Origin of the sequence: Flavobacterium araucananum, from assembly GCF_002222055.1 — a bacterium.
In the GTDB taxonomy this organism is placed as follows: domain Bacteria; phylum Bacteroidota; class Bacteroidia; order Flavobacteriales; family Flavobacteriaceae; genus Flavobacterium; species Flavobacterium araucananum.
The window spans coordinates 56,175-68,557 of sequence record NZ_MUGS01000015.1; the positions used below are offsets into that span (position 1 = coordinate 56,175).

Annotated in this window: 14 protein-coding genes; 7 read left to right on the forward strand and 7 right to left on the reverse strand. The window is 31.6% G+C overall.

The features are described from left to right. Positions 1-17: 17 nt before the first annotated feature. Positions 18-284 carry a DUF2752 domain-containing protein gene (locus B0A64_RS10310; protein ID WP_317045001.1) on the reverse strand — a complete coding sequence of 89 codons (267 nt, stop codon included), beginning with the start codon at positions 282-284 and terminating at the stop codon, positions 18-20. Positions 285-408: 124 nt separating this feature from the next. On the opposite strand from B0A64_RS10310, the gene B0A64_RS10315 reads away from it, so the two are divergent. Together B0A64_RS10315 and B0A64_RS10320 are read left to right on the forward strand one after the other, a co-directional pair. Then, positions 409-603, forward strand: coding sequence for a hypothetical protein (locus B0A64_RS10315; protein WP_089479435.1), 195 nt, complete (start codon positions 409-411; stop codon positions 601-603). Continuing rightward, on the forward strand, positions 584-1,135 hold the full coding sequence (locus B0A64_RS10320) for a Smr/MutS family protein (RefSeq protein ID WP_089479436.1): 552 nt from the start codon (positions 584-586) through the stop codon (positions 1,133-1,135). Before B0A64_RS10315 ends, B0A64_RS10320 begins: the two co-directional genes overlap by 20 nt. Before the next feature lie 145 nt (positions 1,136-1,280). On the opposite strand, the gene B0A64_RS10325 is transcribed toward B0A64_RS10320, so the two are convergent. Beyond that, complete coding sequence (locus B0A64_RS10325; protein WP_089479437.1) at positions 1,281-2,267, reverse strand: hypothetical protein; 987 nt, start codon at positions 2,265-2,267, stop codon at positions 1,281-1,283. Positions 2,268-2,354: 87 nt separating this feature from the next. On the opposite strand from B0A64_RS10325, the gene B0A64_RS10330 reads away from it, so the two are divergent. After that, complete coding sequence (locus B0A64_RS10330) at positions 2,355-3,479, forward strand: cysteine desulfurase family protein (RefSeq protein ID WP_089479438.1); 1,125 nt, start codon at positions 2,355-2,357, stop codon at positions 3,477-3,479. A gap of 112 nt (positions 3,480-3,591) precedes the next feature. Here the strand turns inward: B0A64_RS10330 and B0A64_RS10335 are convergent, their stop codons facing one another. Further along, entirely contained in the window at positions 3,592-4,152 is a 561-nt protein-coding gene (locus B0A64_RS10335; RefSeq protein WP_089479439.1) for an L-threonylcarbamoyladenylate synthase, read from the reverse strand. Positions 4,153-4,223: 71 nt separating this feature from the next. Between B0A64_RS10335 and B0A64_RS10340 the strand changes: the two genes are divergently transcribed. From B0A64_RS10340 to B0A64_RS10350, 3 genes are all read left to right on the forward strand, one after another. Next, positions 4,224-5,177 carry a hypothetical protein gene (locus B0A64_RS10340; protein WP_089479440.1) on the forward strand — a complete coding sequence of 318 codons (954 nt, stop codon included), beginning with the start codon at positions 4,224-4,226 and terminating at the stop codon, positions 5,175-5,177. A 109-nt stretch (positions 5,178-5,286) separates the two neighbouring features. Then, positions 5,287-6,399: a glycosyltransferase gene (locus B0A64_RS10345; RefSeq protein WP_089479441.1), complete on the forward strand. Its 1,113-nt coding sequence runs from the start codon at positions 5,287-5,289 to the stop codon at positions 6,397-6,399. Positions 6,400-6,408: 9 nt separating this feature from the next. Then, the gene (locus tag B0A64_RS10350) at positions 6,409-7,230 is read left to right on the forward strand and encodes a polysaccharide deacetylase family protein (RefSeq protein ID WP_089479442.1); all 822 of its coding nucleotides are present in this window, start codon (positions 6,409-6,411) and stop codon (positions 7,228-7,230) included. A gap of 37 nt (positions 7,231-7,267) precedes the next feature. Here B0A64_RS10350 and B0A64_RS10355 read toward each other — a convergent pair whose 3' ends face one another. Continuing rightward, positions 7,268-8,374 carry a glycosyltransferase family 4 protein gene (locus B0A64_RS10355; RefSeq protein WP_089479443.1) on the reverse strand — a complete coding sequence of 369 codons (1,107 nt, stop codon included), beginning with the start codon at positions 8,372-8,374 and terminating at the stop codon, positions 7,268-7,270. A 393-nt stretch (positions 8,375-8,767) separates the two neighbouring features. On the opposite strand from B0A64_RS10355, the gene B0A64_RS10360 reads away from it, so the two are divergent. Further along, positions 8,768-9,565: a lipopolysaccharide kinase InaA family protein gene (locus B0A64_RS10360; RefSeq protein ID WP_089479444.1), complete on the forward strand. Its 798-nt coding sequence runs from the start codon at positions 8,768-8,770 to the stop codon at positions 9,563-9,565. Here the strand turns inward: B0A64_RS10360 and B0A64_RS10365 are convergent. The 3 genes from B0A64_RS10365 to B0A64_RS10375 form a co-directional block, all read right to left on the reverse strand. Next, positions 9,562-10,332, reverse strand: a complete 771-nt coding sequence (locus tag B0A64_RS10365) for a glycosyltransferase family 2 protein (RefSeq protein WP_089479445.1) — start codon at positions 10,330-10,332, stop codon at positions 9,562-9,564. The genes B0A64_RS10360 and B0A64_RS10365 overlap by 4 nt on opposite strands. Next, positions 10,332-11,405: a glycosyltransferase family 9 protein gene (locus tag B0A64_RS10370; RefSeq protein ID WP_244285391.1), complete on the reverse strand. Its 1,074-nt coding sequence runs from the start codon at positions 11,403-11,405 to the stop codon at positions 10,332-10,334. Before B0A64_RS10370 ends, B0A64_RS10365 begins: the two co-directional genes overlap by 1 nt. A gap of 109 nt (positions 11,406-11,514) precedes the next feature. Then, positions 11,515-12,330 carry a 2,3,4,5-tetrahydropyridine-2,6-dicarboxylate N-succinyltransferase gene (locus B0A64_RS10375; protein WP_089479446.1) on the reverse strand — a complete coding sequence of 272 codons (816 nt, stop codon included), beginning with the start codon at positions 12,328-12,330 and terminating at the stop codon, positions 11,515-11,517. Positions 12,331-12,383 lie beyond the last annotated feature (53 nt).

Sequence of the window (12,383 nt, forward strand, 5' to 3'; positions counted from 1 at the left end):
AATTTCGGTTAAAAAAATCACGTCAAAAAGTGTTTGTAATAATATCCGCCAAGCATAAAAAGAAGATTTATAATGCCAAATATCCAAAGTGGTTTGTTGTAATTTCTTCTTTTATCCAGGAAATGCAAAGCAACAAAAACGAAAAATAAAAGAGTAGAATAGATTGCCGGATACATCTTGAAAGCGGCAAAAAATTCGCCCTGAAAAAGTAAGAATAGCCCACGCTGAAAACCGCATCCCAAACACTCAACTCCAAACAGTGTTTTAGACAGACAGGGAATCATGTATTGCTCTGTATTCAATGTGATATTTTTTTGCAATTTTACAAAAAAAAAGTGTGATAGGATTTAAAAAGTAATGACGTACTATTTTAAAGTTTCATACTTTTGAAATCTTATACTTAGAAACATGAAAGCTTTTAAAATTTTAATAATGATTCTTGCGATTTCGGTTGCGTTATATGAGCAGGTTTCAGCCCAAAAAAACATCTATATTATGGTAATTGCAATTGCAGTTTTCATGTATGGAATGATGCAGTTAAGTGCAAAAACACCTAGTAAAAACCAAGATAAAGAGAATCAAGATGCTGACGAAAGGAGATAAGGTTTCAGTCTTGGACGAAGCCATAAACGGAACAGTAGTTTCTGTAAAAAATAAGGAAGTTGTGATAGAAACTGAGGATGGTTTTACGATGACATTTTTTGTCAACGAGTTAATTAAGATTCAGGACTCCAGTAATTTAATGAATTCTATTAAAAGAATTGATTTAGATGAAATTACAAAAGAGAAAACAGAGCCAAAAGCGAGAAGTTTTGTAAAAGAAAAGAAGGATAAGCGCGAAATTTCGGCTCCTGAATTTGATTTGCACATCGAAAAACTGGTCCCTAATAAACGCGGAATGTCAAACTATGATATTTTGACGTTACAGACTGAAACGGCAAAAAGACACATTGAATTTGCAATTAGAAATCGCATCCCTAAAATTGTTTTTATTCATGGTGTTGGTGAAGGAATTCTAAAAGCTGAACTTGATTTTTTATTGGGTCGATACGACGGAATAGATTTTCAGGATGCCAATTATCAAAAATATGGCTTAGGGGCTACTGAAGTTTATTTTAGGCAAAATACTAAATAAGAACTCTTTTCAGGCTGCTTTTAATAGCTTTAAAATATAAAAAAAACGTCCGTTTTTCTTTCTGATTATCTATTGAAATCAGCTTGAAAAACGGACGTTTTTTTGTAAGAATAAAAAGTAAAATTCAATTGGTTGAAACAGCTTTTTAAGGAGCAACAACCACTTCTAAATTTCCTAAAACATAGTTAGTGGCTAACTTAAATGAACTATTGCCTTTTACCAGTTTTACATTTTTAAGAACAATATTATGTGTAAAAACATTTCCAACTGCTGTTGTCGTAACTTCAATAATTCCGCTTACTCCGTCAACTCCATTTTCTGCAATCCAGGTTTCGCCAACACTAGGGGTTGAAGGTACAGTTGTGCCACAAAAATAAGATTGTGTCAAAGTACCATTGATATAACTGCGCAGTAAAACTTTGTTTGTAATTGTATTTATTAATCCTCTTCTTGGTGTGCCAATTGGCGTAACCTCATTTTTTATTAATGCAGCATCGATGTTGTCAATTGTTAAGGCAGAGGTTGTATTATAATTGTAAATTTGTTTTGAATCCGGACATTGCTGTGCAAGACTTGTAAACGATGTACTTGGCGATGTATAAGCAGTTACAAAATCTCCAAAAACATACTCGGCTTGCACCTGGCTTATTCCTGAAGGTTTTAAAAAGGTAATATTTTTAAACGTAAAGTTATAATTGTAACCTGTAATTTTAGTACTACCATCCGTATCATTAGATACTGTAATTTGCGAACTGTTAACAACAATTTTACCGGCAGTTGCCTGCCACTCTTCTGTTACTTTGGGTGTTGTTGGAGGTATTGCACCGCAAATATTTGCAGTAGCCACAGTACCATCATAAGCTCTGTAAACAACGCGATAGGTAGAATTGTTAATATCATAAGTCAACGGAACATTTGGTAATGTTGCATCGTTTGTAAGAAGATTATCCGGTAATTGAATCAGTAAGGACTCCTGGCTTTTTATTTTATATATTAAGCCATTAGTTAGTGTGTTGCAGGTTTGGGCTGTAATAGTAGGATCACTAAAATCAATAGTATCTACTGTTAAATCACCATCATCACAACCGTTTAACAAGAGGGCGAATAGTAGAAGGCTTGCATATTTTTTCATCGTAATTTTATTTGAGGTCAAAAATAGTGAAAAATTTCGCAAATGATATTTAAGATTAGACAATTGATATTTCTTAACTTTGCAGCGATGAAAAAAGTATACCTCGATAACGCCTCTACAACTGCTATGCGACCTGAAGTCATTCAGGAAATGACCAAAGTTATGGCAGAAGATTTTGGTAATCCGTCTTCTACTCACAGTTTTGGACGAAACGGAAAGACTATTTTAGAGCTTTCCAGAAAAAGTATTGCCAAACATTTAAACTGTTCTGCACAAGAAATTATTTTTACTTCGGGAGGAACTGAAGCAGATAACTGGATTCTTCGCTCTGCAGTTGAAGACCTGAAAATAGAACGTATAATAACCACCAAAATAGAGCATCACGCTGTTTTACATACTGTTTTGGTATTAGAATCAGAATATAATATTCAGGTTGATTATGTCAAAATAAATCCTGACGGTAGCATAGATTTAACGCATTTATCAAACTTATTGACTCAGGAAAAAAAGACTATTGTAAGTTTAATGCATGTAAACAACGAAACGGGAACTATTCTTGATTTAGATCGTGTTGGCGTTATTTGCAAACAATACAATGTTTTATTTCACTCAGATACTGTACAATCTATTGGTAAAACGGAAATAGATTTGCAAAAAATACCTGTCGATTTTATTGTGGCAAGCGCACATAAATTTCATGGGCCCAAAGGAGTAGGGTTTGCTTTTATTCGAAAAAACACTGGTTTACAGCCTTTAATTTTTGGAGGAGAGCAAGAAAAAGGGCTTCGTGCAGGAACAGAGGCAGTACATCAAATTGCCGGAATGGCAAAAGCATTGTCGCTTTCATACGAAAATTTAGAGCATGAAAAAAGCTATATATCCGAGTTGAAAATGTATCTTATTGACCAGCTTGAACTTCACTTTCCGGGATTTAGAATCAATGGCAAAAGAGATGATTTTTATAATATTATCAATATTATTTTACCTTTTCCTGCAGATAAAACTGCAATGCTTTTATTTAGTTTAGATATGAAAGGTATTGCAGTTTCCAGAGGAAGCGCATGCCAATCCGGAAGCATAAAACCATCACATGTTTTAAAAGAAATGCTTTCAGACACAGATTTAAAATTACCAAATCTTCGAATTTCATTCAGTCATTATAATACCAAAGAAGATATCGATTGGCTTATTGAGAGTTTGAAAACAGTATAAAAGTTGCAAGTCTCAGAGCGACAAAGGTTCAAAATTTTAGAGTGTAGACCTGTATCTAAACTCTAAAATCTTGATTCGATACTCTTGCCTCTATACTCTTATCTCTATTCTCTTATTTCCGGATCACTTTTACCTGCGAATCTTTCGTTAATTTTATGATAGTCGATGGTTTTCCGGCAAGTTTGTCGTGATATAAGTTTACTACATAATCAACTCCTTTAACAATCTCAGGGCTAATATCTTTGAAAGCAATAGGAGTAGGCTGTCCTGAAATATTGGCAGAAGTAGACACTAAAGGTTTCTTCATTCGTTCCAATAATTTGAAACAAAACGGTTCTTTTACCAACCGAATTCCAAGCGAATTATCTGCCGCTATTATATTTGGAGCCACATTTCTGGGTTCATCTAAAATTAATGTAGTAGGTCTTTCAGATAAATCTAATATTTGCCACGCTACTTCAGGAATATTTTTAAACACATTGTACATCATTTTTTCACCGTTCATTAGCACAATCATACTTTGTGTTTCGGCACGTTGCTTCAGTTTGTATATCTTTGCCACAGCTTCAGGATTTGTGGCATCGCAACCAATTCCCCAAACAGTATCAGTAGGATAAAGAATTATTCCGCCCTCTTTGATCACTTCGTATGCTTTTATTATTTCTTCGTTCATTCTATATATTAGGAATTGTTAGAGATATTTCTATTTTTGTTGCAACAAATTTAACCACAAATATAAGGATAATGGCAGATAATAAAAAAATAGCGATCATTGCTACCCATTCCTTTGGGTATATTGATTTTCTGGTAAATAAGCTAAACAGCTATGAGAATGTCGATTTGGTCTATATTAACATAGATGCCATACCTTTTAAATATAAGAATAAGCTTTCAAGATTTAAAAATTCAGTTTTAAAGTTATTTTCTTTTTGTGGACTCAAAGAAAAAAACAGAACAGATTTTATAAAAAAAGCCCTTTTGAGTGATCAGAAATTTGATCAGATTTTAGTGATAAGACCCGACAAATTACAAAAAGAAGCGCTTATTTTTTTAAGGGAAAACACAGTAAATTTGATTAGTTTTTTCTTTGATGGAATTGAAAATTTTACTGACAAAAAAAAGACATTATCTTTTTTTGATACCATTTATAGTTATGATAAAAAAGATGTCGAAGACTATAATTTTACGTTTTTGACTAACTATATTTATGATGATAAAATCGAAAAGAAAGAAATAAAAAACCTGGCATTTAATATTATGTCCTTTGATCAGCGTTTTTCTTTTTTAGAAAAAATAGCTTCATATTTAACCCAAAAGAAAATATCGTTCCTTTTTATTGTCAAAAAAGATAAACCATTTAAGCACGATACGATTCAGATTTCAAAATGCTATTTGCCAATTAATGAGGTAAAAGATCTTATTGCTTCCAGTTTAGTATTGCTCGATTTGCAACAAAAGAATCAAAACGGCTTGAGTTTTAGAATTTTTGAAGCTTTGGGATACAGCAAAAAGTTAATTACAAACAATCAGGATGTTGTAAATTATGATTTTTATAACCCAAATAACATCTTTGTTGTCACAGAAAATGATGTCAATATTCCGATAGATTTTTTCGAAACAGAATATATGCAAGTAAATTCTGAAACTATCAAAAAGTACACATTAGAGCGCTGGATCTTTACTGTCTTTGGAGTTTAGTTATGGTCAATATATTCTTAAGGTATTTTTAAGGTAAAATTTCAGGATATAATAATTTGGAATACGAAAATCCAGTACATTCGCAAAATAAAAAGACATCTTTAAAAATATGCGCTTAGTACATTTTACTGCTTCAAAGGTCTGGAGAGGACATGAGCAAATGATAATAGATATTTTTGAGTCTTTAAGAGACAATGGTTTTGTAAAAGATCAGTTGATTATTTGCTCAAAAGATTCTGAAATTTTTAAGGTTGCGACTCAAAAAAACATGGCCGTTTTAGGTTTACATTTTAAATCTGAATACAGTCTTGGTTTTGCTAAAAATTTCAAAAATGAAGTTGATAAATTTCACCCTGATATTTTATTTCTTCATAACAGTAAGGCGCATACTATTGCCGTACTGGCATCAATATTTTTTAAGCTAAAAGTGCCAATGGTTCTTTTCAGGACTTTAATAAAAAATGTTGGAACAAATTTTTTCAGAAAGTATAAGTACAACTACAAGTTGATCAAAAAAATTATTTGTGTATCAGATCCTGTAGCCGAAATTCTTAAATTATCGGTCAAGGATCACTCAAAACTTACCGTTATTGGTAGTGTTGTAGACACGGATAAGTTTATAAATAATACTAAAAAAGGATTTCTTCATCAGGAATTTGGTATACCTTTAGACTACAAAATAATTGGTAATGTATCTGCTTTTTGCAAAGTAAAAGATCATTTTACCTGGGTTGATACTGTTGATGAATTGTTTAAAAGAGGACTTAAAGCAAAATATATTCTGATTGGTGAAGGTTCGCTGGAGAAAGATATTAAAGAGTATGTTGCTTTAAAAGGATTAGAAAAAGAAATTATATTTGCAGGTTTTAGAAAAGACGTTCAAAAATGTATTCCAGAGTTTGACTTGTTTTTGTTTACTTCAAAAAATGAAGCAACAGGAGGAGTAATTCTTGAAAGTTATGCTTGCAAAGTTCCGGTTGTAGCGGCAAAAGCTGGTGGAATACCAACCGTTTTAATCGATAATGAAACAGGTTTACTTGCAGAAGTTGGAAATTCGATTGACTTTGCAGACAAAGTGCAAGCAATTATCAACAACGATTTAATGAAAGATAAATTTGTCGAAAAAGGGTACGAATTTTTAATGAATACTTCAACCCGTTTGATTATAGGAAGCAAGATTTCAAATGTTACAAATGAGGTTGTTATTAATAATGCATTTTAAAAAAGACTTATGATTTATATAGTTTCAGTTTTGGTTATTCTTTTAGTTATTTTTTTAATTGTTCTTAATGTTCAGTTTAAATTGTTTTATCCTGCCAAGAATAAATTAAGAATTTTAGAATATCATTCTATTTCTACAAATGGTTTCGAAGATCAGATTACAATTAGAAAAGAGAATATAATTGAACAATTCGAATATCTAAAGAAGAATAACTATCAAACCTTATGGTTGTCTGAGGTTGATGCTATAAAAAATAAGAACCAACAATTGCCAAAAAAATCGGTTGTGCTTACTTTCGATGATGGTTTTGTAGATAATTATACTGAATTATATCCTTTATTAAAACAATACGATTTTAAGGCAGTTTGTTTTATGGTATTGGGAAGAATAGGGCAAAAAGTAGATTGGAACGGAAAATATATTAATGACAATATGCATTTGATGAATAAGGAGCAGTTGTTGGCAATTGGTTCTCATATCGAGTTAGGATATCACACTTTTAAGCATGATAACTATGCTAAATTATCGCTTGAAGAAATAGAAAAGGATTTGCAACTTTGCCAGGAAGTAATTGCAAAAGAAGAACTAAATGTTTTTCCTGCTTTGGCGTATACTTTTGGAGGTTATTACAGAAAAAAAGGCCCAAAACAAAATCAGTTTTTTGAATTATTAGAAAAATACGGTATCAAATATGGTCTTAGAATTGGAAACAGAATCAACATATTTCCAATGAAAGATATTTATACAGTACAAAGAATTGATATTCGAGGTAAAGATTCATTTGAGACTTTTAAAAAGAAAGTAACATTTGGCAGAAAAAAAATATTTTAAGTATTCTTATTTAAATACTTTAATGATTTAATTCTGATTAAGTAGTTTCAAGAGATTTATAAAAGTCAAAATAGTTTTTTTGCATAACACTCAAATCGTGATTTTTCTTGACTAATTTGAAAGAATTTGTTTTAATTTTTTCTTCTAAAATCGGGTCTTTAAGTATTTTTAAAACAGATTCAGAAAGAGATCCGGAGTCTTTTAAAGCTGCTAAAAAACCATTATTTCCGTTGGTAATAACTTCTGGAATTCCTCCTGCTTCAGTTGCGACAACAGGTATTTTGCAGGCAAATGCTTCATATACTGTAAGCGGAAGTCCTTCGGTAATTGAAGTAAGCAGGAAAACATCAAATTCAGGAAGTAAATCTTCTACATTTTCTCTAAAGCCCGCAAAAAACAGATCTTTTTCCAGATCATTGCTTTTGGCATAATCGATAAGTTCTTTTTTTAATGGACCATCTCCAATAATAACAAACTTAATGGGATGAGCAGTGTTATTTTGTGCTTTTATTCTCTTTACGGTATCGATAAAAGTATAAAGATCTTTTTGGTTTGTTAAACCGGCTATATTTCCAATTATTCTGGTGTCAGGAGCAAAACTAAATTCTTCATGCAAAAGATTTTTGTTTGTTTGATGTGCAAATTTATCAACATCTATAGCATCATAAATAGTTACTAAACGTTTTTTGTCAGGAACAATATCTTCAAAAATTGCTTCGACAGCTTTTGATACACTAATAATTTTCTGAATACTTGGGTGTGAATATTTATATCGGTTTAAAAACTTATTCTTTATAATATTGTTCCGTTTTCGGCTTAAAATTAAAGTTGTTTTAGATAAAAACTTCATCGCAATTAATCCGGCATTAAGGGCAGAGGAATCATGAATATGTACAACATCAATAGCTTCTTTTTTGCAAATTTTTATTATGGCAGAAACAAGATTAAAGAGCTTTATGTTTTTCTTTTTATAGGTAAAAAAATTAGCATTGTCATTTTTGCATATAGTTGCCAATACAGAATCTTCAGGACATAAGATATATTGTTTTAGATCATCTTTTTTATCCAAAAGATTATAAACGGTATACATTTGAGCATCTCCACCTCTTAATTCTGTAATAGACGTCACATTTAATATTTTCATACCGTATTGGGTTTAATTGGTTGTTAATTTTTTATTGATATTCACAAAAATGAGTAAGCCTGTATCTTAAAAATTATATATTCCCTTATTCTAATTCACACATCCTTAACTTTAAAAACGCAATATGATAACGTAATAAGTCAGATTTTAATATCAATTTAAAGCAGGATTATTTTTTATTCCTTCATCAAATCCTGAAAATTAGCTTAATGCAATAAACTTTTGTATGGATAAATAAAAAATTGTTATCCGAAATCAGGTTATATTTAGATATTAGATTAATTTTGTTGCAGAAGGTTTAATTCAAAAATGAAAAAAAAGCATTTTTTTTTTGGAGATAAAAATATTGACCCAATCTGTAGGCTATAAGCAGGTTTAATATTAAAAATATACATGGCTAATAAATTAGTTCTTTCTGATAATAAGGAAGATTTTAAGAAGTACGACGATAAGAAAGAGTATGATAATATACTTTCGCTAGTTCAAAATTTCCATAATTCTGGAGAACTTTTTGGAAACGGAGATCGCAATACCATTAAATTGTTTAATTGGAATGGAAAAACGATTAACATTAAATCATTTAAAATTCCGAATATTATCAATAAAGTAGCGTACCGATATTTTAGAAAATCAAAAGCAAGGCGCTCGTTTGAATATGCTACTATTTTATTAGAGAAAGGTATTGGAACTCCGAAACCTATTGCTTTTTACGAAAATTTTAATTGGATAGGCTTAAAGGATAGTTACTACATCAGTGAACATTTAGTAACAGAATTAACCTATAGAGAATTGGTAGAAATCCCGGACTATCCGGATCACGATACTATTTTAAGACAATTTACCAAATTTACATTTGATTTGCATGAAAAAGGAGTGGAGTTTTTAGACCATTCTCCCGGAAATACTTTGATAAAAAAGGGTAATGAAAACCAATATGAATTTTATTTGGTCGATTTAAACCGAATGAATTTTCATGCTTCAATGAGTTTTGAGCAACGTATGAATAATTTTAGACGTTTAACGCCCAGAAAAGATATGATTGAAGTAATGAGTAATGAATATGCAAAGTTTTATACGGATAAGACCGAAGCGGAAATCGTTGATAAGATGTGGTTTGCCACAACTCATTTTCAGGAAGAATTTGCAAAAAAGAAAAGACTTAAAAAGAAGCTTAAATTCTGGAAGTCTTAAATTTTCTGTTTGATTTTTTTTAATTCCTGAAAACGCACAGCAACACTCAAGGCATTCAAATAACAAATAATAATTCCTTTTTTGCCATCTAGTATGCCTAATCGAACAATGTATTGATAAAGAAATTGATAAACAGGACGAATGTAAAAATGAAAGAAATTAGGATTAGTTCTTTTTTGCAACTCTTCCTGAGCTTTTAGTTGTCCGTAAAGAACCATTTTTTGTTTATAATTAGCATAATTTGAGTAAGAATAATGAATTAGCTTATTTTTTAATTTTTTTATTTCTCCCTTTACGATTAGCTTCTCATGTACAATTTTTTCATGATTGTAGATGGCGTTTTCTTTCTTGAAAAGACGAATAATTTTGTCCGTCTGCCAGCCACTAAAATGTAGTTTTTTGTTTTCGAACATAAAAGTTCTGTACATAAAATAGGCTGCTGCACTATTTTGCTGATTGATTGTAAAACTAATTTCCTGTTCAAGTTCAGGAGTTAATATTTCATCGGCATCAATAAAAAGAATCCATAAATTTGTAGCTAAACTCAATGCATAATTGCGTTGAGAAGCAAAGTTGTCAAAAGCCCGCTGTACGACCTTTACATTTTTGAATGAAGAAGCTATTTCAAAAGTCTTATCTGAACTAAAAGAATCGACTACTATAATTTCATCGGCAAAAGCCAAATGATCAAGAACAGTTTTTATATTCTGTTCTTCATTATAAGTAATTACTAATGCCGTTAATGCTTGTTTTTTAGCCAAAGTCATTAGATTTCAGTACTAAGATTTTGATTTAAAAAAGACTTTAATTGCGTTTCAAAATATTCTGGTTTAAATTCCTGATACAAGGATAAAGATTCTTTTTTGAGCATTTTTTCTGTTTTATATTCGAATAGATCTTCGCGATAATCTTTTAAATGCACCGAGAGATGCTGAATCCCGTCTTCAAAAGTAGCCCATATTTTCTTTTCTATCCAGGGCGAAAAAATAATAAAAGAGGGTTTTTCGAGTGCTTTTGCCATATTTATGGCGCCTCCGTCATTACCAATAATCAAATCGCACTGATTCACAATGCCAATAAAAGAGCGTAAATCTCCTCCTAATAAATCGAAATATATTTTTTCCTGAGTCGAAGCTTTACACGCATTATAAACGGTCTTGGCGTCTTCAATTTGTTTGGGAAAATAGTTAAAAAGTATATTTACATTTGCGTGATCGGCAATATAATCTACAATTTGAGACATGAACTCCAGTGGATACGTTTTTAATTTTTCGCTTCCCAAAAGGCTAATCATGACTGTTTTTCGGTCTTTTTGAACGTTATGTTTCTCAAAAATTGCCATTGCTTCTTGATTTTCTTGTGTAGAAACAAATAATTTTGGGATAGGATCTGTTTTTATTTTTAGGCCTATAGGTTCTAATAAAGAAAGACGCCTTTCGATCGCCAGTCCTAAATTAGTTTTTGGGAAAGGTTCAAACGGAACATTATCTGTGTACAAAAAGTTTCTGCCTGGTTTTTTGTAGGATATTTTTCGTTTGGCATTACTTAATAAAACGATTATCCAACTTTCCAGTTTAGAATACGCATCGATTAAAAGATCGTATTTTTCGTTTCTAATCTCAAACGCAAGCTTAAGTAGTTCTTTTTTGCTTTTTCGATGTTTCTCTTCAAACAAAATAATGTTGTCAATACTCGAATTACCTTCTAAAACAGGAGTAGTAGAGGCATAAACCAGATAGTCTATTTGAGCATCAGGATAAGCAGTACGCAAATTATTGCATATTATGCTGCTAATCAAAACGTCGCCAATCATTTTTTGTTGAATTACAAGTATCTTCATATACAAAGTAGCATCTTAATTAAGAGTATACAAATTGAAGCAAAAAAAATCCAAATTCCAATTGATAATGATTGGAATTTGGATTTTTTAATTGGATTTTCTTTAAAATCTATACCGCAACATCGTATTCACGAAGGGCGTTGTTTAATGAAGTTTTTAAATCTGTAGATGGTTTACGTGTACCAATAATTAACGCACAAGGCACTTGAAACTCACCTGCAGCGAATTTTTTAGTATAACTTCCAGGAATCACTACAGAACGGGCAGGAACAAAACCTTTCATTTCAACAGGCTCATCACCTGTCACATCTATAATTTTTGTCGAAGCAGTCAAACAAACATTAGCACCAAGAACAGCTTCTTTGCCAACATGAACTCCTTCTACAACAATACAACGGGAACCAATAAAAGCACCATCTTCAATGATTACCGGAGCAGCTTGCAAGGGTTCTAAAACTCCACCAATACCAACACCACCACTTAAGTGAACATTTTTACCAATTTGAGCACAACTACCAACAGTTGCCCAGGTATCAACCATGGTACCTTCGTCTACATAAGCACCAATGTTTACATAACTTGGCATCAAAATAACACCGCTGGAGATGTAAGCTCCATAACGTGCAACGGCGTTTGGTACTACACGAATTCCTTTTTCAGCATAACCTCTTTTTAGCAACATTTTGTCGTGATATTCGAAAATACCAGATTCCCATGTTTCCATTTTTTGAATTGGGAAATACATTACAACAGCTTTCTTAACCCATTCGTTTACCTGCCATTTGTCTCCAACCGGTTCAGCACAACGTAATTTTCCTGCGTCAACCAATTCGATAACTTCTCTAATAGCATCTGTAGTAGTAGCTTCTTGTAATAAAGCTCTGTTTTCCCAAGCTTGTTCAATTATAGTTTGTAAAGAATTCATAAGTTTTAATTTTTGGCAAAGATAGCGTATTTGAGCAAAAGCAAAAAAGTTAA